We start from the raw sequence: 21,060 nt of genomic DNA on the forward strand, positions 1-21,060 counted from the left end.
GTCATTCACCATCCAGCCCATAGGCCGTGTGCAGGGCGCGCATGGCGAGTTCCATATATTCAGCATCGATCAGGACGGAGATCTTGATTTCGCTGGTCGAAATGACCTGAACATTGATGCCGCGCTCGGCGAGCGTCTGGAACATCGTGCTGGCCATACCCGAATGCGAGCGCATGCCAATGCCCACAACGCTGATCTTCACCACATCATTGGCCGTATGGATCTCGCCATACTGAATATCACCGCGTGCCGCTTCGAGCGCGGCGAGCGCGCGGGCCTGATCGCCCTTCGGCACGGTGAAGGTCATGTTGGTCGAGCCGTCAGAGCCAACGCTCTGGACGATCATGTCCACATTGACGCGCGCTGCGGTGAGCGGGCTGAAAATGGCGGCAGCGATGCCCGGACGGTCCGGGATACGGCTCACCGAGATCTTTGCCTCGTCCAGGGAATAGGCGATCCCCGTGACCAGTTCCTTTTCCATCATCTCGTCCTCATCCACCACCAGCGACCCGGAGAGTTCCGTCTCGGGCTCAAAACTCGACAACACGCGTACGCGCACTTTTTCTTTCATCGCCAGCCCAACCGAACGGGTCTGGAGTACCTTGGCCCCGACCGAAGCCAGCTCAAGCATCTCCTCGAAGGTGATGCGATCCAGCTTCTTTGCCTTTTTCACGATACGCGGGTCGGTCGTATAGATGCCATCGACATCGGTATAAATGTCGCACCGATCCGCCTTGATGGCAGCCGCCACGGCCACAGCAGACGTATCCGAGCCGCCGCGACCGAGTGTGCTGATGCGCTCACCCGGCGCCACGCCCTGAAAACCTGCGATGACCGGCACCTCACCACGCTCCATGCAGGCAATCAGCGCCGCGCCTTCGACATCGCCGATGCGCGCCTTGCCATGGGCGTCATCCGTACGGAAAGGGATTTGCCAGCCCTGCCACGAGCGTGACGGCACACCAAGCGTCTGAAGTGCAATCGCCGTAAGGCCACTCGTCACCTGCTCGCCACTTGCCACCACGGCATCATATTCGCGGGCATCGGCCATGGGGTCGAGCGCCTGAACGTAGCCCACCATCTGATTGGTGACACCGGCCATGGCCGACACCACCACGGCAACCTGATGCCCCTTGTCGCGCTCAATACGCACGCGCTCGGCGACGGCACGAATGCGGTCCAGATCGGCCACAGAGGTTCCACCGAACTTCATGACGATCCGGGTTGGGCGCTGGTCTGATGACGTCATAATGGTGCACCTGGCTCCGTACGTAGCAGAAAGCGGTCAATCACAGAGCGCCGGGATCGGATTTTCCAGCCTGCGATGTTGCGCAAGGAAAGGCCGGTCACATACTAAGTCCGGATCGCGCCGTCCAGATACTCTGGTAAAACGGACTCATTTCTGTCTTTTTGGAACCACAATGCCAGATCACGCCGCTTCTTCCGTCTCCGATCGCGAGATCGCCCATTTCGACCAACTGGCTGCGACCTGGTGGGACCCCAAAGGGCCGATGAAGCCCCTGCATGACATGAACCCCATGCGCACCGAGTGGGTAAATGGCCATCTCAGGCGTCTGGAAGGCCTGCGTGGCGGCACACTGTCTCTGCTCGACATTGGCTGCGGCGCCGGTCTGGCCAGCGAGGCTTTTGCGCGTATGGGCCATGATGTTCTGGGGCTCGATGCATCACCAGAGGGAATCCGGGCTGCCGAGGCGCATCTCGCCGCGAACCCGCTGCCGGAAAACTCGGGCAGCCTCACTTACCGCAAGGGCAGCGCAGAAGAGCTGGTGCGCGAAGGACAGGGCTTTGACGTGATCTCGGCACTCGAAGTGATCGAACACGTGAACGACCCCCAGGAGTTTCTGGCGCTGCTGCGTTCGCTTACCCGACCCGGCGGACTGATTGCGGTCTCCACCCTCAATCGCACCCTGCGTTCCCTGGCCGTGGCCAAGATCGGTGCCGAGTATATTGCGCGGCTTCTGCCGGTAGGCACGCATGACTGGAAGAAATTCATCAAGCCTGAAGAGCTGCACCGCATGGGGCGCGCTGTCGGGCTGCGAATGATCGATGTCGCCGGAATGAGTTACCGCCCGATGCATTGGCGCATCACACGCGACACAAGCATCAACTACATCACGATGTTCGTGCGCGACTAAAAGCGTTGCCGCTCAGGGAGGAGGCGAAAAAATCGCCTCCTGCGCGACCCTCAATTCGTAACGGTCGCGGTTGAGGAGGAACGGGTAAGCCCGCTCCTCCCCAACGTATTTCCTCAGACTTCCGTATCCATGAACGCGAAAGTCGTCGGGCTGCCGACAGGGGTAAAGTTTTCGGTAAAGCCGAGCTGGCCGCTCGCCTTGTCGATGCGGAACGACGTCACGGCATCGCTGCGCTGATTGGCGCAGAACAGGAAATTACCCGAGGGGTCGAACATCATGGCGCGGCCATAATCGGCATGCATCCATGCTTCGTCCTGCAGGGTAAGGGTACCATCTTCACCAACCTTGAACACGGCAAGCGAATCACCAAGGCGGTTGGAGGCATAGACAAAGCGGTCATCGGCAGAAATCAGGATTTCTGCCGCCAAGGTGCTTCCACGGAAATGCGAGGTAACCGTGCTGACCGATTGAAGATTATTGATGGCACCGGTCTGCGGATCAAAGGCGCTGACAACGATCTTCGAGTCCTGCTCGCAGAGATTGTACATCAGCTTGCCCGAGCGATTGAACTGGAAGTGACGCGGCGCACTGCCAGGCGTCATGTCGTAATAGGGCACCTTGGCTGGCACGAGCTTGCCCGTCTGCAGGTTCAGCGTCCAGACATAGACACGGTCGAGCCCGGCATCATCAGCGATGACAAACTTGCCGCTCGGGTCGCTCTGGATCATATGCGGGTGCGACCCGGAGTGATCGGAAACAGCGAAATTTCCCTGAGGGTTATCGGCGGCACGCTCAGGCTGACGCGGCCCGGTGTTATGCACCACATCCGTTGCGGGGCCGAGCGAGCCGTCGGGACGGATCGGCAGCACGCCGACAGAACCGCCCATATAATTGGCGACTAGCACGTAACGACCCGAATGATGCACGCTCAGATGGGCTGGCACCGCACCGCCGGAGCTGACGGTGTTCAGCTTCTTGAGCGAGCCTGTCTTGCGATCAACGGCGAAGGCCGTGACAGAGCCGTCACCATCCTTGTTGAAATCGTCAATCTCGCTCAGCGCGTAAAGAAAGCGCTTGTCATGCGAGAGCGTGATGAAGGACGGGCTGGCGATATCGGTAAAGGTCGTTACAGGCGTCAGAACGCCGGTTTCACGATCCATCTCGAATACGGCGATCCCTTCGCCGTTACCGGCACCACCCGGAGGAGCATGCTTGGTATAGCCCCCGACGAAACAGATCGTCTTGGATACCGGCTTGGGCGGCGGTGGCGGCACGGCCGGTGTCTTGTCGGTGGCATCCTGCGCGTGCGCCGTGGCGCATCCCAGCAGGCCAAGGGTACCCAACGCGAAGCTGCGGCGGGAAAGGATCGTCTTCATTGTCTAATCTCAAGCTCCTCGGGTGGCGTTCCGGTTCAGGGCAATTTGCACTCAGGCCCGATCGTGCCGTGATAACGGGTCCAGGTCTGCGTCTTGCCGAAAAGGGGAATTCCCAGAATGAAACCGCGCAGCTTCAGCACCTCGGCAGACTCGGCATGGATACGGGCGTCATAGGTACGTCCTGTTTCCGGGTCGAGAATATGCCCCCGCCACACGTTTTCGTCCTTGCTTAATCGGAAATCGGTCAGCATGACCAGCCCACATTGTGAACGCCCCCACACATCCTTAGGAACGGGACCGTCATAAAGCATACCGATCAGGCGCCCGCAGAGCGTATCGCCGCAATGACCGATCTGAAACACACCATCGTGATCCTGTGCGAGCCAGAGTCCCTCTTCGGGTGCGGGCGGATTACCTGCGGTCTGGGCCATCGCCTGCGACACCCCCAGAAGGGCAAGAAGCGGCACGAGCCGTATCAGATGGGCGGCACTTGCAAGCACGCCACGCCCCGTCGTTTGCCCTTCACGACTCCGAGCGGTCGATCCAGGGAATCGGGGTAAAATCGACGCCTTCATCTTCGAGCCTTTCCCTTTCGGAGTCGCTCATCGTGCCATAGATGCCACGCTCGGACCGGCGCTCCCCGTCGTCGCGCGCATCATGACGCTTCAACGCTTCTTCGGCAAATCGGTCGCCCACATTGTCACAGTGCGATTCAACCTCTTTCCTGATCGCTCGCAGCGCCATCAGGACCTGATCAGCTGGCTCGATCGAGGGGGCTTTGGCAGAGCGCGCCAGGGCTGGCGCCATAAGGCTTTTCTCGACAGTACTGACACCGCATTGCGGGCAAACCACAAGACCGCGCGCTTTCTGCGTGTCAAAGGAATCCGCATCGGGAAACCAGCCCTCGAACTCATGCCCGACTGTGCAATGCAGTCTATAACAAATCATTTCTTGCCAAGAATCGTATCAAGCTGACCGCTGGCATCGAGCTGCATCAGGTCTGTGCAGCCGCCAAGCGCCTGCTCGTCGACAAAGATCTGCGGGACGGTACGCCCGCCTCCCGAGCGACGGATCGCGTCCTGACGTTCGGGAGTGCCATGCGGTGCGTTGATCTCTTCAAAAGCAACGTTTTTGGACGCCAGAATCTGCACGGCGCGTACGCAATAGGGGCAACCCGGCTGGGTGTAGATCTCGATTTTCTGCACGGTGAACTCAATCCTTACTGCCATTAAGCGTGAAGCCTGTCGGAGTCATCTGCCAGCTTGACAGTACGCGCTGCCACCAGAAGATCCACACGCTTGGCCCCCGCCTGTCGGAGATGCCTAGCGCAAATGGAGGCGGTCGCCCCCGTGGTCAAGATATCGTCGATCAGAACGATATGTCGGCCGACAAGAAGATCACGCTTCGACGCCGCAACGCTGAAGGCATTTTCCAGCATCTGCGCGCGCTGATCGTGAAACAGGCTGGCAAGATTCTGCGTCGCGCGATGGCGGATCAGGGCGTCGGGTAGAACACGCAGGCCAGGCTGCAAGCGCGCAATATGTCGCGCCAGAAGCACAGCCTGATTATAGCGACGATGCCAGAAACGATGCCGGTGCAGCGGTACAGGAACAAGATAATCTGCATGTGCCAGCATACGACCGGCCGAGGCCATCATACCTTGCGCGAGGAATGAGGCACTTTCCAGCCGATCGCCGTATTTGAAGTGCAGGATCAGGCGACGCGCCGTACCCTCATACAGCCACGCCGCCTGCGCCTCGTCCCAACAGCCGGAGGGAGGGGCGCATTTTGCACAATGGCCGCTTATGTTGAGGTAAGCCTCCGACGCCACCGGCAGGGCGCAATGTCGACATGAGAGAACCACCGGATGCAGATGCTGGAAGCAGTCGAGACAGACCAGTCCTGATTGAGTTGTTTCGCCACCGCAGGAAAGGCAAATAGGGGGAAAAAACAGATCGAGCCCTGCCCTGCCTAGAGCACGCAGCCCCCTCACCTTTCTTGCCCTCGTCTCACTCAATAACAATCAGGTCGATCATCTGGGCGTTGATAAGGACCTTGCCCCTGTTCTCGAAATTGATCGTCACACGGTGGCCTGTCACACTCTGGATCTGCCCTACGCCCCAGTCAGGACAGTCGGGATGCGTCACAAACTGGCCCGGCTCATAGAAAGCGATTTCCGGTCTCATGAACGGGCCTCGTCACGACCAGGGTTGAAACCTTCAATCGACGGCAAGGCGACATTCTCGTCTCGGAGCAGGGCCGAGAGACGGGTGATCATATCATGGCAGGCCTCTTGATCGACGCCTTCGATACGAGCGACGAGCGCAGGCTGGGTGTTGGAGGCCCTCAACAGCCACCATCCGCCAGCCGCCTTCACACGCATGCCATCTGTCAGCACGATGTCATCGCCTTCCGCACGACAGCGAGCGATGATCCTGTCGACTATCCCGAACTTGAGATCATCCTCACAATCGAAACGAATCTCTGGCGTCGACACAAGACGGGGCAGAGCCCCGCAGAGTGCCGAGAGTGATTTTTCCTGCCCGGCCAGAAGATCGATCAATCGCATAGCGGCATAAAGCCCATCATCGAAGCCCGGCCAGCGATCGGCAAAAAAGAAATGCCCCGACATTTCCCCGGCAAAAGCCGCGCCTGATTCGCGCATGGCTGCCTTGACCTCGGAATGACCGCTCGGACACATCCCAACACGCCCGCCGGCAGATTCGACGCCATCGAAAAACACCTGCGACATTTTTACGTCACCCAGTATCATCGCACCAGGCCGTTCCTTGAGAATGGCCTGAGCGAAAAGCAGGCTCAACCGGTCTGCCGGAATGAGGGCACCCTCTTCATCGACGGCACCAACTCGATCCGCATCGCCATCAAAGGCGACGCCAAGATCGGCAGAATTTTCCTGCACGGCAAGCTGCAGCTGCACCATGTTCTCGAGCATTGTCGGGTCAGGATGATGCGCAGGAAACAGTCCATCCACGGTCCCGTTCAGCACGATATGCTCGCCGGGGAGCTGTTTCAGAAGCCGCCCCAGCGCATGAGCCGCCGAGGAATGGCTGTTATCCCAGACGACACGTAGTTGACGCCCATGCTGACGCAGACCTTCCGCCAAGGCTGCCTCATAGCGCCCATCAGCAGAATAATCGCTCGCTTGACCGATCTGACGGCCAGCCTGCACACCCTCGCGCAGGCTCTGCGCAATTTCCTGAAGGGAGGCGCCGAAGAAAGGCTGATTATCGAGCAGGATCTTGAAGCCATTATACCCTATCGGGTTATGGCTTCCCGTCACCATGATCGCGCCTGACGCCTGCTCGCGAAAGGACGCGTGATAAAGCTCTGGCGTGGCGCAGCAACCGAGGCGCCTTACATTCATTCCACCTGTTACGAGCCCAGCAACCAAGGCCTGCTCCAGACGGGGCGAGCTGTCACGACCGTCATGCCCGACGAGAACATAATCAAGACCCCGCTTGCGCAGCACTGACGCAAAAACGACGCCCAGAGCCTGAGCGTCGTTCTCGAAAAGCGTCTTATCAACCAACCCGCGAATATCATATTCCCGCAGGATGGAAGGATGGAACTCATGACGAAGCAGAGTGTCCATCAGGCATCGGCGTATTTCTTGATGAACCCGCGCATGGCGTCGCGCAGGTCCGGGCGCTCGAGTGCGAAGGCGATCTGTGCTTCCAGATAACCGGCCTTGTCGCCGCAATCATAACGGATGCCGTCATAACGCAGACCGTGGAACGGCGCGTGGCCGATCATCTTGGCCATCGCATCTGTCAGCTGCACTTCACCACCTGCGCCACGCTCCAGCTTGGAAAGATAGGTCATGATCTCGGGCAGCAGCACATAGCGACCGATGATGGAGAGATTGGAAGGGGCGTCTTCAGGGTTCGGCTTTTCAACCAGCCCCTTGACCTCAACCAGCTTGCCGTCATCCTTGCCTACATCAAGAATGCCGTAGCGGTTGGTGTGCTCCTTAGGCACTTCGGAAACAGCAACGACGTTACCGCCCGTCTGGTTATATACTTCGACCAGCTGTGCGACGCAGCCCTTCTCGCCCTGCACGATGTCGTCCGGCAGAAGAATGGCAAACGGATCGTCACCGATAAACGAGCGGGCACACCAGATAGCATGACCGAGACCGAGCGGTTCCTGCTGACGAACGGCCGCGAGCGAGCCTGCCTCGATGGAGCTGGGCTGCAGCGTTTCAAGCAAGGAATTCTTGCCGCGCTCCTTGAGGGTTGTTTCGAGCTCGAATGCGACGTCGAAATAGTCGATCAGGCTGTCCTTGCCGCGACCGGTAATCAGGCAGAACTGATCGATACCAGCCTTGCGTGCTTCATCAACGGCATACTGGATCAGAGGGCGGTCAACGACCGGCAGCATCTCTTTCGGCATGGCCTTGGTGGCAGGGAGAAAGCGCGTCCCCATGCCAGCGACGGGGAGTACAGCTTTTCTGAGCGGCTTGATCACGTTTTCCGACCTTTGGATCTCTGTAGAGTATGCAGCGCAATCTTGGGCATCTTGACCAGAACTATACCCGAAGATTGTGCCCCAGATTACACGATGATTGTCTCACATCCAGTATCTGAGGCCAGAACTTCGGCAAAGTGATGGCAGGAACACAAAATTTCACAAACACCATGGCGATAGAAAGCCAATAGGTTAATGAAAGTTCATTCCGCTTGCATTAGATTTTTTGAGAGATTTCCGGTGGACTGGCACCCCCCGAAGGGGGTGCTTCCAGTTCATGGTGCGGTCGAGAAGACTCGAACTTCCACGGGGTTGCCCCCACAAGCACCTCAAGCTTGCGCGTCTACCATTCCGCCACGACCGCATCGTGACAAGCGGCCCGCTCTGGGCGATACCGCTCGTGTGAAGGGGGCTATAGCCGATGACTGATGAGCAGGCAATCGCCGAAAAGGCAATTTTCGACAAAATATCCTGGAAAAGGGAAAAAGAGCTGATTCCCTATGAACTTGCGTTTGAGGCGATGCAGCAACGTGCCGCAGCCATAAGAACTGGCGAGACAGGGGAAATCCTGTGGTTTCTGGAGCACCCGCGTCTCTACACGGCAGGCACCTCGGCAAAACCGGCCGATCTGATCAACCCGGACGGTCTACCCACCTATGATGCCGGGCGCGGCGGGCAATGGACCTATCATGGGCCCGGTCAGCGAATCGTTTATGTCATGCTTGATCTGCAGCGTGACCACGGCCCGACACCGGCGCGCGATCTGCGTGCCTTCGTGCAGAGCCTGGAGAGATGGGTGGTTACGAGCCTTGCCCGGCTTGGAATCAAGGGGCGCACCGAATGCGGACGAATCGGCGTATGGGTCGATGACCCCCTCTCAGGACTGGAAACAAAGATCGCCGCTATCGGCATAAGAGTAAGCCGTTGGGTGTCCTGGCACGGAATCTCGATCAATTTCGATCCGCTTTTGAGCGATTTCGATGGAATCATCCCCTGCGGCATTAGGGAATATGGGGTCACGAGCGTGAAGCGCTTCGATCCGGACCTCACAATGGAAGATCTGGATGAAGCGCTCCTTGCCACATGGCCTCAGTTCTTCGGTGCCACACCCGTTTCCGTGACATCAGAAAGCGACAATACGATTCGGTTGCCACGCGCATCGACGCCGTCGAGCGTGGAAAGCTGAAGCCTTCCCTCGTTCTCGATCAGTTGCAGGGTCAGCAGACCCTGTGACGGGTTATTCGCCTCTGCGAGCGAAATCTGCGCTGCACCCGCACTGGTCCGGATATCCGTCACACGGATCGCACCGGCAAAACGCACCGGCACATGCAGAAGCAGGCCCAGCGGATTGCGCGCCAGACTGATTTTGGTCACAGACCCGGTCTGTGAATCGTCGATCACGAGATGCGCACCGGAAGCACGGAGCGTCATGGCGTGTGGCGATACATAATCCAGAGCGAGCGCGCCGGGGCGATAGGAGAAATGTCCTGCCCCGTCATTCCGCCCGGGACCGACCTGAACGAAATACCCTTCAAGCGTTGCAGGACGATTGAGTGCCGCCTCGACGCGATGCGCCTCACGCTGCTGCGTGGCCGACAGCCCTTCCATGCCGTTCACGGCGCAACCTGCCAATGCCCCTGAGAGCGCCAGAGCCGAGAGAAGACGCGTTACGGCTTTCATAGCTCAGCCGGTGCGGAAAGCTTGAGCGAGAGCGCGTGAAGCCCGGTTTCAAATTCCGGCTTGAGCAACTCATTGACCAGCCTGTGCCGCGCCACCCGATTCATGCCGCCGAAGCGCTCGCTGACAATGGTCATGGTGAAGTGGGTCTCGTCACCCTCGATCCCGTTGCGCCCCGCATGATGTGCATGACGCTTGCTGTCGTCTCGTATTGTCATCTCTACAGGCTGCAACGCGACATCGAGCGCAGCCTTCATGCGCGCTGCGCGTTCCTTGAGGTCACTCATGAGCACTCCCTTCTTGCATCGGCGTCTCTTACAACGCACATAAACCCGATCATGCAGCGCAAATCTACCAAACACAGGGCCTTCGACCCTGATCCCGATGCACCGGAGCGCTGTTGCGACATGCCCGGCTGCACGGAGCATGCGGGATATCGTGCGCCCAAGGACCGCACGCAATTGAGGCAGTATTTCTGGTTCTGCCTGGAGCATGTCCGTCAATACAATGCACGCTGGGATTTCTATAAAGGCATGACGCCCGGCCAGATCGAATCCCAGCTCCGTGCCGATATTTCGTGGCAGCGCCCTTCATGGAAACTTGGCACACGCGGCGGGCAGCATTTCGATGAGGAAGAGGTTCTCGACCCGCTCGACATCCTTTCATCCACGCGAGCCAAACGGGCACAGGCAGCAAAACAGCGCCACCAGAAGGCCCGCGACGCGGCCCCGCCCGCCCTGCGTGAACACCTGCGCGCACTCGCCCTCGACTGGCCGGTAACGGTCGACGCGCTCAAGCTGCGCTACAAGGAACTGGCCCGCAAGCATCACCCCGATACCAATGCAGGAGATCCTGCTGCTGAAGACCGTTTCAAGGTCGTCAGTGTCGCCTATAGTGCGATTCGCGCGCATCTGGTCGGTCTTTGACCCGGTTTATTGCGCGTTTCCCTCTGGCCATCGGGGGAAACATGACCATATCCTTGCCGAGAACCTGACAAGACAAACTGTCGCCAGACAGAGTGAAAGACGGATTGAACCCATGAGCGATCTCGCCTCCATCGACGCACCAGAAACGGTTGTCACCGCAGAACAGAACGCGGTCCCAACCCATGTCCTTGGCGCGCCCGATCGGATCGTCAGCGCCCGTGACGTCTTTGGCATCGATTGTGACATGGAGGTGCCGGCCTTCTCGATCCGCACCGAGCATGTGCCCGATATCGACCCGAGCTATCAGTTCGACTGCGACACCACCCGCGCCATTCTGGCTGGCTTTGCGAATAATCGTCGCGTCATGGTGCAGGGCTTTCATGGCACCGGCAAGTCGTCGCATATCGAGCAGATTGCTGCGCGCCTCAACTGGCCGACCGTGCGAATCAACCTCGACAGCCATATCTCGCGCATCGATCTGATCGGCAAGGATGCCATCGTCCTGCGTGACGGCAAGCAGATTACGGAATTCCGTGAAGGCCTGCTGCCCTGGTGTCTGCAGCACCCCGTCGCGCTGATTTTCGACGAATACGATGCCGGTCGCCCCGACGTCATGTTCGTGATCCAGCGCGTGCTCGAGGCAGAAGGCCATCTGACGCTTCTCGACCAGAATCGCGTGATCCGTCCTCATTCCGGCTTCCGCCTTTTCGCCACGGCTAACACGGTCGGCCTCGGCGATACGACCGGGCTCTATCATGGCACGCAGCAGATCAATCAGGGCCAGATGGACCGTTGGAACATCGTTGCCTCGCTCAATTATCTGCCGCTGGATCAGGAAGTCGGCATAGTCCGCGCCAAGCTGGCTCTGGGCAACGAGCCTGCCATCACCAAACGTCTTGAAAGCATGGTCGCGCTGGCCAACCTGACTCGCGCAGGCTTCATGGCGGGAGACATCTCGACCGTCATGTCACCGCGCGCTGTCATCACCTGGGCGGAAAACGAGCGTATCTTCGGCGATCTGGCTTTTGCATTCCGCCTAACCTTCCTCAATAAATGCGACGAAGCCGAGCGCGGGATCGTGGCTGAATATTATCAGCGCTGTTTCAACCAGTCTCCGTTGAATGGCTGAAGGGGACAGACCCATGGCTTCCCCCAAGCCAAAGACGCCAGACCGTTCGGCAACCGATCTCGCCCTGCCCGGCAGTGAACGCACGGACGCGTTTCGTCGTGCAACGACCGCGGCCCTGCGCGCCATTTCGGGCGAGGCCGAGACCGAGATCAGCTTTGCTGCTTCGGCCACAGCCAAGCAGGCCAAGGGTATTCAACTCCCTTATGTGTCACGTGCGCTCACCCCACAGGAAATCCAGCGCGTGCGCGGCGCAGCCGACGCCGCGGCCCTGCGGCTCAGGCATCATGACGATACCCTCGCGCCACTGCCCCAGAACAGCGACACCCCTGAAACCCGGCCGCTCTACGATACGCTGGAGCAGGTGCGTTGCGAGGTTTTCGGCGCGCGACACATGGCCGGTGTTCAGGCCAATCTGCGTGAAAAACTCGCGCTGGACTGCCATGACAGCGGCTATGGTCGCATGGCCACGCGCGATGACATGCCCGCCACTGTGGCGCTGCCGCTTCTGGTGCGAGAGGCCCTGTCCGGCGAGACCTCGCCGTCGCAGGCTGGCCCTGCCCTGAAAGCCTGGCGTGAGACACTCTCACCTGACGCTGAACGCGCCCTGAAGAAGCTTGCGTCGTCACAGATGGATCAGCAGCGCTTCGCAGAAGCGTGTTCGGGATTGTTCAAGGCTTTCGATCTGACCGAAGAGCGAGAGCCCAATGACGAGAGTCAGGCGGACGACCCGGATCAGGACGACGACAGCCAGACAGAGTCTGACCAGCCTGATGACGAGCCCTCGCCACAGGATCAGGACGACAGCGACACACACGGCTTTCAGCCCGAGCCCACCGAGCAGCCCGACAGTCGCGAGGCGAGCGATTCGGACTTGCAGGACGAGGGCGCCGAGCAGCCCGCGGGAACGCTTGAAGATGATGAGGGCAAGGAGAGCGAAGCGAGCAGCGCCCCGCCAGCCTACAAGATCTTCACCACGGCTTTCGACGAAGAGGCCGATGCTGCCGAACTCTGCGACCCGGACGAACTTGCTCGACTGCGCCAGCAGCTCGATCAGCAACTGAGCAGTCTGCAGGGGGTGGTCTCACGCCTCGCGCACCGCCTGCAGCGAAAGCTCATGGCGCAGCAGCAGCGCTCCTGGGCGTTCGATCAGGAGGAAGGCATTCTCGACGCCGCCCGTCTGGCCCGCGTCGTTGCCAACCCGACTCTCTCTCTTTCCTACAAGACCGAGCGTCAGGCAGAATTTCGCGACACGGTCGTGACCCTGCTGATCGACAATTCCGGCTCGATGCGCGGGCGCCCCATTTCGGTGGCCGCCATGTGTGGCGATATTCTGGCCCGCACACTCGAACGCTGTGGCGTCAAAACCGAGGTGCTCGGCTTTACCACGCGCGCCTGGAAAGGCGGTCAGAGCCGCGAACGCTGGGTAGCCGCCGGGCGCCCGCCAGATCCGGGCCGACTGAACGATCTGCGTCATATCATCTACAAGGATGCGGATACGCCCCTGCGTCGCGCCCGCAACAACCTTGGCCTCATGCTGCGCGAAGGGCTGCTCAAGGAAAACATCGACGGCGAAGCTCTGCTCTGGGCATGGAAGCGCCTGCGTCGCAGGCCGGAACATCGCCGTATCCTGATGGTCATTTCCGATGGGGCGCCGGTCGATGACAGCACGTTCTCGACCAATCCGAGTTCCTATCTCGAAGATCATCTGCGTTCGGTCATCGCCCGCATCGAATCATCACCCGAGACCGAGCTTCTGGCCATCGGTATCGGCCATGACGTGACGCGCTATTATCGCAATTCGGTCACGCTCAGTAACGCCGAAGAACTTGGTGGTACGATGATCAAACAACTCTCGGACCTTTTCGTCGCCCGATAAAGGCTATCTGCTTTCCGGGCGGGCGTGTCGGCTCGACGGCGCGGGGCGAATACAAGGTCCTGACGCAGGTTCATTGCGCGCAAGAACCGCTGTCCCGGCGGTCTACAGAGAAGGCTGAAGTCTGGGCGCATACGCTCCTCTGAAGGCTTCCGGTTTGAAGCTTTCCCGTGGCCGCCGCCCACACCGTCTCACCGTTGCCCTTTTTGGCAATCTGTCGAGGACGTATCACCACAAGGCGGTTAGGCCGAGAGATGTAAACGCCCTCCCCAATAAGCCGGGACCAGCGTCAGACACCTCCGGCTTTCCTGGACGGGAATAAATCTTCATCTCCGCAGCGTCACACGCAGGGCAAAGGCCCCCTCAGTACGCCGGGGCTTTGTCGACAAGGGCGGCGTGTGGCCATGCAACCGCCCGTCACCTCATCTCCTCTACTGCGCGTATTTTTCCCCGAGCAGGGCGATTTGTTCGAGCATGGCGTCGATCGTCGCGCGTGTCGTGCGATGGTTCACAATCGCCGCACGGATCACCAGCCGTCCTTCGATACGCGTTGTCGAAGGGGCCGCAACACCGCTCTCATGCAGATCTTTTACCAGTTCATCGATGGCTTCGTCCCCGAAATCAACGAGCGTGAAACAGACGATATTGAGGACAACAGGCGCCATGAGCAGATAGCGCTCGTCACCTTCGACGCGCTCGGCCAGATAGCGGGCGACGTCGCAGCATTCTGCCACCATCTCGCCCATGCGGGATGCCCCGTAATGGGCGAGCGTCATCCAGACCTTGAGCGCGCGGAACCCTCGTGACAGATCAGGCCCGAAATCACAGGGCCAGGGCGCGTTACCCGCGAGCCCGCGATCAGCGCGCGTCAGATAGCTCAATGACTGGGCAAAAGCCTGCGCGTGAGCTGCCCGGTCACGCACAAGCACGCAACCGGCATCATAGGGCACCTGCCCCCATTTATGAAAATCGAGTGCGAGACTATCGGCTCTTTCAATGCCATCGAGCATGATCGCGTGTTCGGGCGATAGCCTGGCAAAAGCCCCAAACGCACCGTCGACATGAAACCAGCATTTCTCTGCCTGGGCGATATCGGCCAGAGCCTCCAGCGGATCGACCGCACCGCAATCGACACTGCCCGCCGTACCGATGATGATAAACGGATGAAACCCGGCCGCACGATCTTCGCGAATACGTGCCGCAAGAGCCTGATCGTCCATGCGATAGAGCTCGTCCACCGGGATGAGACGCAGGGCATCGCTGCCGAGCCCGGCCAGATCGAACGCACGGCTGACGCAGCCATGGGCCGTTTCAGCCGCATAGCCCACAAGCCTGCGCCCTGACACGCCATGTTGGCGCATGGACGGATCGACCGCACGGCTCGCCGTGATAATGCCGATGAAATTCGCCAGGGAAGACCCGGTGACAAGACAGCCAGATGAGTCTGCGGGCATTCCAACCATCTCTGACGCCCAGCGGATCACCTGACGCTCTACCTCGATCGCCGCGTGGTCGCGCCCGCCGCAATTATCGTTCAGGCTGGCAGCGAGCAGTTCAGCCAGAATGCCGACAGGGGTTCCGGCGCCCTGCACCCACCCCATGAACCCCGGATGTGGGTTACCATTGGAATAGGGGCGTATCTGCTCCAGAAATTGCCCGTAAAGCGCCTCTGCCGTCTGGCCCTGCTGCGGCAGATCCTGCCTGAATGCCTGGCGCGCGTCTTCAGGCATGGCTTGCCAGACCGGCCCCTCACCCATGCGCTCGGCACGATCAAAGACATCATCGAGCATGCGATGGGCAAGCGCCCTCAGCGGTGCGAAATCTTCGGGGTCCAGTCCACTCATCGCTTGCACTCCTCGCATCACACCGCATCCCGCCAGTCGGTCGGTGACCGTATTCCTCTTATCGAGTCCCGATCCTGCCTCATCAAGGGGGTATGAGCAGCTAGGCTCCCATCATGGGCGGTACCTGAGTCATCGGGGGGCCTTGATCAGCATGAGACAAGGTGCCGCACTCCTGCCGCAAAATTCCGGTTGTCTGCTCTGATGAACAGCCCCATCGTGATGCCCATGAAATACGCAACCGCTTCCATCCTGACGCTACTCGCCCTGGGTGCCCTGCCCCATTCCGCCAGGGCCGATGCCGTTCCCGCCGCCTGTATGAGCGCCGATTCGGCCTCACGCACGATGGGCTCGGCCTCTCTCACCATGACGGGCTATGCCGCCCAGCTCACCGGGGCGGAAACGAAGGTTCATGTGCAGCAGGTTACGGTGAGAGACCGACAGGGGCATCTGACCCTTCCCAATCTGCGTGATGCCAACAGCCTCGTGTCCCTGGGGCTTCTGAAGCTCGTCCATAACGCCTCGCCCGCAAGCTGCCGTGGCGTCGACGGCCGTCCGGCCCTGCGCACTCTTCGTGAGTCCCTGCATCAGGGCGCAGTGGCGGAGATGATCTGGAACAAGGTCGCCCTGTCAGATGGCAGCACGCATTATTCAGCCGAACAGATCACCGTCACGATGCGCGCCAGTCAGACATCCGGCGGCATCGACATCGTTGTCTCTTCATCGGGACTTTCGGCGCCTGGCGGCTCGGCTCTGCCCGGCAACGTCAACACCACACTGACCATACCGGAGCAGATGCTCGAGAACACGAGTACGCCCACGGGCAGGATCACCATTTCATCGCTTGAGGCCCTCTGGGCGAAAGGGCGACTGGATGGTTCGGGCTGGGTCACGCCTGGCCGCAATGCCGCCACCAGCACCGGCGCGCTTCACATCGCCATCACGGATCTGAACGATCTGCTCGCCACCATCCGCCCTGTCGTGCCGACCGGGGTTACGACTGCCCTGTCGGTCGCGCAGTTCATGGGCCATCGCAACGGCAATCAGGTGCTTTGGGATCTGACTCTCGATGGGGGCATTCTCAAGGTCAATTCGATCCCCATTCCCGTCAACTAACCCGACCAGACGGGGCGTCATGATACGCCCCGTCCCTGATCGACCGCGCCGCTCAGCCCGGATGACGAAGCAGGCCACCCTCAACGCGCAAGGCCGCGCCTGACGTGGCCGAGGCGAGCGGTGAACAGACATAAGCAACCATATTTGCCACCTCTTCCGGCTCTTCCAGCCTTTGCAGCAACGACGTCGGGCGATTATCTTTCAGGAAGCTTGCCTCGGTTTCCTCTGATGTTCGGCCTGTCTTTTCCGCCGCTTTCTGTATCATCGTCATCACGCCCTCGGTGCGGGTCGGCCCCGGGAGCACGCTGTTTACCGTCACGCCGCTACCGGCCACGCTCTCGGCAAGACCGCGCGCAATCGCGATCTGTGCGGCTTTGCTGAATCCGTAATGGATCATCTCGGCCGGAATATTCAGTCCTGACTCACTTGAGATGAAGACGATACGCCCGCGCTTCCTTTCCACCATGCCCGGCAGATAGGCACGCGACAGACGAACACCACTCATCACGTTGATGTCGAAAAAACGCTGCCAGTCCTCGTCGGAAATCTCGGCAAAGGGCGTCTCTTCAAAAATGCCGAGATTATTGACCAGGATATCCAGTTCGGGATGGGTGTCCTGCAGCTTCGCGATGATCTCAGGCTGCGCCACATCCCCTGCAAAGCCTGTCACCTGCGCCTTGGGCAGCTTTTTGCGTACAGCCTCGATTGCAGAACGCGTCCGCTCTTCACCGCGCCCGTTGACGATTACATGGGCGCCCGCCTGAGCCAGACGCTCGGCAATCGCCAGACCGATCCCGCCGGTCGAGCCGGTGACAAGAGCCTCCTGGCCTGAAAGATCGAGTGTCAGCATAAGTCTCTCCATTCATTCGATATCAATCGAACAAATGGAGAGGGGATAAGTTGCGTCTATCGGTCCCTGCCCCGGCTTCCGCCAAGGGGCAACTCAGCCTTGAATCCCGACCTCCGGGAAAAGGAAGCAAAGACACGGGGCGCCCCTTATTCCTCGCGACTCAGCTATCCGCCTTCTCCGCCAGTTTCTTCAGGGCGCCCATGACCTTGCGCGCCATGGTAATGCGCTGGGCGTTGGTCATTTCACGCACCACAGCGAGTTTCTGGTCAGTGCGCAGTTTCACCCCCTGATCCTTGTGGCGCTCAACCCATTTGAGAAGCCCCATAGGATTGCGGAACTTGCGGTTACGGAACTGAATGACCATTCCTTTCGGCCCAGCCTCCAGACGGTCGACCCCGGCCGCGCTGCAGAGCCGCTTGATGATCACGACATCGAGCAGGTTTTCGACTTCCTGCGGCAAGGAGCCGAAGCGATCGACCATCTCGGCGCGCATGGCATCGAGTTCAGCCTCCCCCTCGAGCCCTGCAATACGCCTGTAAAGGCCCAGACGCACCGGCAGATCGCGGACATAGGTCTCGGGAATCAGGACCGGCAGCCCGAGAATGATATTGGGTGTCCAATCCTTGTCTTCCGCACGCTTCTGGTCGCGCTGCAGACGCATGGTGGTAACGGCATCCTCGAGCATCTGCTGATAGAGCTCGATACCGACCTCCTTGATATGACCGGATTGCTCGTCACCGAGCAGGTTACCCGCACCACGCAGATCGAGATCGTGCGATGCAAGCGTAAAGCCGGCGCCCAGCGTATCGAGGGTCTGCATGATCTCGAGCCGCTTTTCGGAAGCGACAGACAGACGATGGCTCTGGGGCCAGGTCAGATAGGCATAGCCACGCTGCTTGCCTCGCCCGACACGGCCGCGAAGCTGATAGAGCTGGCCGAGACCGAACATATCGGCGCGATGGATGATGAGCGTATTCACCGCAGGCATATCGAGCCCGCTTTCGACGATATTGGTCGAGAGCAGAACATCGTAGCGCCCGTCGGAGAACTCGGTCATGACTCGTTCGAGTTCGGCGGGGGTGAGACGCCCATGGGCCTGGACGGTCTTGGCGTCAGGCACAATGTCACGCAGGCGCTCGGCCATACGATCCATGTCCTCGATACGAGGTACGACGCAGAAGACCTGCCCGCCACGAAAACGCTCGCGCTGGATGGCCTCACGTATCATCACGCTATCGAATGGCGTGATGAAGGTGCGCACAGCCAGCCTGTCGGTGGGCGGTGTCGCGATCAGACTCATCTCGCGCACCCCGCTCAGGGAGAGCTGAAGCGTGCGGGGAAGCGGCGTGGCTGACAGCGTCAGCACATGCACATCTTCACGCAGCGATTTGAGACGCTCCTTATGGGCAACACCGAAATGCTGCTCTTCGTCGATGATCAGCAGGCCAAGATTGCCGAAGGCGACCGATTTGGCGATCAGCGCATGGGTACCGACCACAATATCGACTTCCCCCGCCTCCAGGGCGCGACGGGTCTCGGCGGCCTCTTTTGCCGTTACCAGACGCGACAGTTGGGCAACACGAACAGGGAAGCCCTCGAACCGCGTCGAGAAGCTACGGAAATGCTGACGCGCCAGAAGGGTGGTCGGCACAACCACCGCCACCTGAACGCCTGAAAGCGCCGCGACAAAGGCGGCGCGAAGCGCCACTTCGGTCTTGCCGAACCCGACATCACCGCAGACCAGGCGATCCATCGGACGGCCAGAGGTGAGATCTTCGAGCACATCCGCAATGGCGCGCGACTGGTCCTCTGTTTCGACAAAAGGAAAGCGCGCGCAGAATTCGTCCCATAATCCTTCGGCCGGGATCAGCGATGGCGCCTCTTTCATGGCACGACCGGCGGCTGTGCGAATCAGCTCACCCGCCATGTCGCGGATGCGCTCCTTCATCTTGGCCTTGCGCGCCTGCCAGGCCTGACCACCCAGCTTGTCGAGCGCAACACCCCCCTGATCGGAGCCGAAGCGACTCAGCAACTCGATGTTTTCAACCGGCAGGAACAGCTTCTGCGCGCCGTCATAAAGCAGTCTCAGACAATCATGAGGCGCCACGCCATCGCTGACCGTCTCGAGCCCCTCGTAACGACCGATGCCGTAATCGGCGTGAACAACCAGATCACCCTCGGCAATTTCAGACGCTTCGGTGATGAACTGCTCGGCGCGGCGCTTGCGACGGGGCGGACGGGCGATGCGTTCGCCCAGCAGATCCTGCTCCGAGATAAACGCCATGCGGTCGCCCACAAAGCCTCGCTCGAGCCCGAGCACAACAAGCCCCACGATGCCGGGCGCGATACCGGCAGCCGACGCCCAGCTGTCATGCAATTCGACGGTGAAGCGATGCTCCCTCAGCAAGGAGGCGATTCGCTCGCGCGAACCTTTGGTCCAGGCCGTCACGTAGCATCGCCGCCCGGCCTTTTCCCACGCCTCAATCTGGGTGCGGAATGCCTCGAAAGCCCCCTCGCGCGTGCCATCCTTGCCCCGCACGAAAATCGGGCCAGGGCGCCCTCCGGCATCCAGCCCCTCAGTCGCGTCGGGTTTCGCGAAAGGATTGAGCGCGATGCAGGGCACACGGGCCAGCATCGCGTCCCAGCCGGTTCGGTTGAGATAGAGCAGATGAGATGGCAGGGCGCGATAAATGGCCTCGCCCTCGCGTGCCGGCGCTTTTCTGGCCTCGAAGTGATCAGCGATCATTTCGAGCCGCGCCTTGAGAATATCAGGCACCTGATGATCGATACTGACCGATGCCTCGGGCAGATAATCGATCAGCGTGTCCATATGCTCGTGAAAGAGCGGAATATAGTGCTCCAGTCCGGGGAAGCGACGCCCCTCGCTGACATGCTCGTAAACGACATCGGAAGCAGAGGACGGACCGAACAGATCGCGCCAGGACGAGCGAAAACGGCTGATAGCATCGGGGCTCAGCGCATATTCCGACACGGGGCGCAGTTTGAACGCGTCGAGCGTCTCTGTCGAACGCTGGCTGGCAACGTCGAAACGGCGGATATTATCCACCTCATCGCCAAACAGATCGAGACGGATCGGCTCGCTCTCCCCTGCCGGGAAAAGGTCGAAAATACCGCCTCGCGTGGCGAACTCGCCGGCCTCCATGACTGTATCGGTGCGCGTGTAGCCGCTTGCGATCAGCAATTCGATGAGCATCGCCTGATCGAGCGCTTCGCCTTTTTTCACCGCAATGGCCTGATTGCGGAAGGCGTCGCAGGGTGGCACGCGCTGCACCAGCGCGTGGACCGTCGTCAAGACGATGCGACGCGTCTTTCCCGCCGGTTCGAGCAGGCGCGTCAATGTGGCGGCGCGCTCTGCCGTTATGGCCGGATTGGGTGAGACGCGGTCATAGGGCAGGCAATCCCAGGCAGGGAAGCGCAGCACGGTTACATCCGGCTCAACATAGGCCAGCATATCGGCAAGGGCCGCCACGGCGGCGTCATCACGAGCGACATGAACAAGCGGCCCATCATGTTCGCCCAGGCGGCGACGCAGGAGGAACGCGGTATAGGCTTCCGGCACGCCCCAGAGGATCGGCCAGTTGGGGGTATCGGTCATTCAGAAATCCAA

20 protein-coding genes and 1 tRNA gene are annotated in these 21,060 nt (G+C 60.2%); 6 read left to right on the forward strand and 15 right to left on the reverse strand.

The window, feature by feature from the left end; translation table 11 throughout:
- Position 1: 1 nt before the first annotated feature.
- A complete protein-coding gene (locus AAID99_RS05835) occupies positions 2 to 1,249 on the reverse strand; it encodes an aspartate kinase (protein WP_188426868.1) in 1,248 nt (415 codons plus the stop codon).
- Between the two features lie 172 nt (positions 1,250 to 1,421).
- On the opposite strand from AAID99_RS05835, the gene ubiG reads away from it, so the two are divergent.
- Complete coding sequence (gene ubiG, locus AAID99_RS05840; RefSeq protein WP_498493404.1) at positions 1,422 to 2,156, forward strand: bifunctional 2-polyprenyl-6-hydroxyphenol methylase/3-demethylubiquinol 3-O-methyltransferase UbiG; 735 nt, start codon at positions 1,422 to 1,424, stop codon at positions 2,154 to 2,156.
- Positions 2,157 to 2,269: 113 nt separating this feature from the next.
- Here the strand turns inward: ubiG and AAID99_RS05845 are convergent, their stop codons facing one another.
- The 9 genes from AAID99_RS05845 to AAID99_RS05885 form a co-directional block, all read right to left on the reverse strand.
- Positions 2,270 to 3,532, reverse strand: coding sequence for a lactonase family protein (locus AAID99_RS05845; protein ID WP_188426870.1), 1,263 nt, complete (start codon positions 3,530 to 3,532; stop codon positions 2,270 to 2,272).
- A 35-nt stretch (positions 3,533 to 3,567) separates the two neighbouring features.
- Entirely contained in the window at positions 3,568 to 4,032 is a 465-nt protein-coding gene (locus AAID99_RS05850; protein WP_498493405.1) for a DUF2147 domain-containing protein, read from the reverse strand.
- Positions 4,033 to 4,054: 22 nt separating this feature from the next.
- A complete protein-coding gene (locus tag AAID99_RS05855; RefSeq protein WP_188426872.1) occupies positions 4,055 to 4,480 on the reverse strand; it encodes a DUF1178 family protein in 426 nt (141 codons plus the stop codon).
- Positions 4,477 to 4,737: a glutaredoxin 3 gene (gene grxC / locus AAID99_RS05860; protein WP_188427092.1), complete on the reverse strand. Its 261-nt coding sequence runs from the start codon at positions 4,735 to 4,737 to the stop codon at positions 4,477 to 4,479. Before grxC ends, AAID99_RS05855 begins: the two co-directional genes overlap by 4 nt.
- Positions 4,738 to 4,760: 23 nt before the next feature.
- The gene (locus AAID99_RS05865) at positions 4,761 to 5,525 is read right to left on the reverse strand and encodes a double zinc ribbon domain-containing protein (RefSeq protein ID WP_498493406.1); all 765 of its coding nucleotides are present in this window, start codon (positions 5,523 to 5,525) and stop codon (positions 4,761 to 4,763) included.
- 16 nt (positions 5,526 to 5,541) lie between these two features.
- Positions 5,542 to 5,718 (reverse strand): DUF3553 domain-containing protein, encoded by a 177-nt coding sequence (locus AAID99_RS05870; RefSeq protein WP_498493407.1) that lies wholly within the window; start codon positions 5,716 to 5,718, stop codon positions 5,542 to 5,544.
- Positions 5,715 to 7,145: a phosphomannomutase/phosphoglucomutase gene (locus AAID99_RS05875; RefSeq protein WP_498493408.1), complete on the reverse strand. Its 1,431-nt coding sequence runs from the start codon at positions 7,143 to 7,145 to the stop codon at positions 5,715 to 5,717. The genes AAID99_RS05870 and AAID99_RS05875 overlap by 4 nt, the downstream gene beginning before the upstream one ends.
- Positions 7,145 to 8,020 carry a UTP--glucose-1-phosphate uridylyltransferase GalU gene (gene galU / locus AAID99_RS05880; RefSeq protein WP_498493409.1) on the reverse strand — a complete coding sequence of 292 codons (876 nt, stop codon included), beginning with the start codon at positions 8,018 to 8,020 and terminating at the stop codon, positions 7,145 to 7,147. Before galU ends, AAID99_RS05875 begins: the two co-directional genes overlap by 1 nt.
- A gap of 278 nt (positions 8,021 to 8,298) precedes the next feature.
- Positions 8,299 to 8,384 (reverse strand) — tRNA-Leu (locus AAID99_RS05885).
- 57 nt (positions 8,385 to 8,441) lie between these two features.
- Here AAID99_RS05885 and lipB point away from each other — a divergent pair.
- Positions 8,442 to 9,206, forward strand: coding sequence for a lipoyl(octanoyl) transferase LipB (gene lipB / locus AAID99_RS05890; RefSeq protein WP_188426876.1), 765 nt, complete (start codon positions 8,442 to 8,444; stop codon positions 9,204 to 9,206).
- Here lipB and AAID99_RS05895 read toward each other — a convergent pair.
- Positions 9,110 to 9,700, reverse strand: a complete 591-nt coding sequence (locus tag AAID99_RS05895; RefSeq protein ID WP_498493411.1) for a LolA family protein — start codon at positions 9,698 to 9,700, stop codon at positions 9,110 to 9,112. The two genes, lipB and AAID99_RS05895, sit on opposite strands and share 97 nt — an antisense overlap.
- Positions 9,697 to 9,984: a BolA family protein gene (locus tag AAID99_RS05900; protein WP_188426878.1), complete on the reverse strand. Its 288-nt coding sequence runs from the start codon at positions 9,982 to 9,984 to the stop codon at positions 9,697 to 9,699. Before AAID99_RS05900 ends, AAID99_RS05895 begins: the two co-directional genes overlap by 4 nt.
- Positions 9,985 to 10,035: 51 nt before the next feature.
- Here AAID99_RS05900 and AAID99_RS05905 point away from each other — a divergent pair, with 51 nt between their 5' ends.
- The 3 genes from AAID99_RS05905 to AAID99_RS05915 all read left to right on the forward strand — a co-directional run bounded on the left by AAID99_RS05905 (position 10,036) and on the right by AAID99_RS05915 (position 13,628).
- Complete coding sequence (locus AAID99_RS05905; protein ID WP_498493412.1) at positions 10,036 to 10,623, forward strand: J domain-containing protein; 588 nt, start codon at positions 10,036 to 10,038, stop codon at positions 10,621 to 10,623.
- Between the two features lie 112 nt (positions 10,624 to 10,735).
- The gene (locus tag AAID99_RS05910) at positions 10,736 to 11,752 is read left to right on the forward strand and encodes an AAA family ATPase (protein ID WP_267310065.1); all 1,017 of its coding nucleotides are present in this window, start codon (positions 10,736 to 10,738) and stop codon (positions 11,750 to 11,752) included.
- Positions 11,753 to 11,765: 13 nt separating this feature from the next.
- Positions 11,766 to 13,628, forward strand: coding sequence for a cobaltochelatase CobT-related protein (locus AAID99_RS05915; RefSeq protein ID WP_498493414.1), 1,863 nt, complete (start codon positions 11,766 to 11,768; stop codon positions 13,626 to 13,628).
- Positions 13,629 to 14,056: 428 nt separating this feature from the next.
- Here the strand turns inward: AAID99_RS05915 and AAID99_RS05920 are convergent, their stop codons facing one another.
- Positions 14,057 to 15,469, reverse strand: a complete 1,413-nt coding sequence (locus tag AAID99_RS05920; protein WP_498493415.1) for a pyridoxal phosphate-dependent decarboxylase family protein — start codon at positions 15,467 to 15,469, stop codon at positions 14,057 to 14,059.
- A gap of 201 nt (positions 15,470 to 15,670) precedes the next feature.
- Here AAID99_RS05920 and AAID99_RS05925 point away from each other — a divergent pair, with 201 nt between their 5' ends.
- Positions 15,671 to 16,582, forward strand: coding sequence for a hypothetical protein (locus AAID99_RS05925; RefSeq protein ID WP_188426883.1), 912 nt, complete (start codon positions 15,671 to 15,673; stop codon positions 16,580 to 16,582).
- A gap of 52 nt (positions 16,583 to 16,634) precedes the next feature.
- Here AAID99_RS05925 and AAID99_RS05930 read toward each other — a convergent pair whose 3' ends face one another.
- Both AAID99_RS05930 and mfd read right to left on the reverse strand, forming a co-directional pair.
- A complete protein-coding gene (locus AAID99_RS05930) occupies positions 16,635 to 17,429 on the reverse strand; it encodes an SDR family NAD(P)-dependent oxidoreductase (RefSeq protein WP_498494269.1) in 795 nt (264 codons plus the stop codon).
- A gap of 163 nt (positions 17,430 to 17,592) precedes the next feature.
- Positions 17,593 to 21,048: a transcription-repair coupling factor gene (gene mfd / locus AAID99_RS05935; protein ID WP_498493416.1), complete on the reverse strand. Its 3,456-nt coding sequence runs from the start codon at positions 21,046 to 21,048 to the stop codon at positions 17,593 to 17,595.
- Positions 21,049 to 21,060: the final 12 nt, after the last annotated feature.

The sequence above is a fragment of the Asaia sp. Ae19-3 genome (genome assembly GCF_059801175.1).

Coding starts and splice junctions, on each gene's coding strand:
- AAID99_RS05835 (WP_188426868.1), bottom strand. CDS start 1,249: ATGACGTCATCAGACCAGCGCCCAACCCGGATCGTCATGAAGTTCGGT.
- ubiG (WP_498493404.1), top strand. CDS start 1,422: ATGCCAGATCACGCCGCTTCTTCCGTCTCCGATCGCGAGATCGCCCAT.
- AAID99_RS05845 (WP_188426870.1), bottom strand. CDS start 3,532: ATGAAGACGATCCTTTCCCGCCGCAGCTTCGCGTTGGGTACCCTTGGC.
- AAID99_RS05855 (WP_188426872.1), bottom strand. CDS start 4,480: ATGATTTGTTATAGACTGCATTGCACAGTCGGGCATGAGTTCGAGGGC.
- AAID99_RS05870 (WP_498493407.1), bottom strand. CDS start 5,718: ATGAGACCGGAAATCGCTTTCTATGAGCCGGGCCAGTTTGTGACGCAT.
- AAID99_RS05875 (WP_498493408.1), bottom strand. CDS start 7,145: ATGGACACTCTGCTTCGTCATGAGTTCCATCCTTCCATCCTGCGGGAA.
- lipB (WP_188426876.1), top strand. CDS start 8,442: ATGACTGATGAGCAGGCAATCGCCGAAAAGGCAATTTTCGACAAAATA.
- AAID99_RS05895 (WP_498493411.1), bottom strand. CDS start 9,700: ATGAAAGCCGTAACGCGTCTTCTCTCGGCTCTGGCGCTCTCAGGGGCA.
- AAID99_RS05900 (WP_188426878.1), bottom strand. CDS start 9,984: ATGAGTGACCTCAAGGAACGCGCAGCGCGCATGAAGGCTGCGCTCGAT.
- AAID99_RS05905 (WP_498493412.1), top strand. CDS start 10,036: ATGCAGCGCAAATCTACCAAACACAGGGCCTTCGACCCTGATCCCGAT.
- AAID99_RS05910 (WP_267310065.1), top strand. CDS start 10,736: ATGAGCGATCTCGCCTCCATCGACGCACCAGAAACGGTTGTCACCGCA.
- AAID99_RS05915 (WP_498493414.1), top strand. CDS start 11,766: ATGGCTTCCCCCAAGCCAAAGACGCCAGACCGTTCGGCAACCGATCTC.
- AAID99_RS05920 (WP_498493415.1), bottom strand. CDS start 15,469: ATGAGTGGACTGGACCCCGAAGATTTCGCACCGCTGAGGGCGCTTGCC.
- AAID99_RS05925 (WP_188426883.1), top strand. CDS start 15,671: ATGAACAGCCCCATCGTGATGCCCATGAAATACGCAACCGCTTCCATC.
- mfd (WP_498493416.1), bottom strand. CDS start 21,048: ATGACCGATACCCCCAACTGGCCGATCCTCTGGGGCGTGCCGGAAGCC.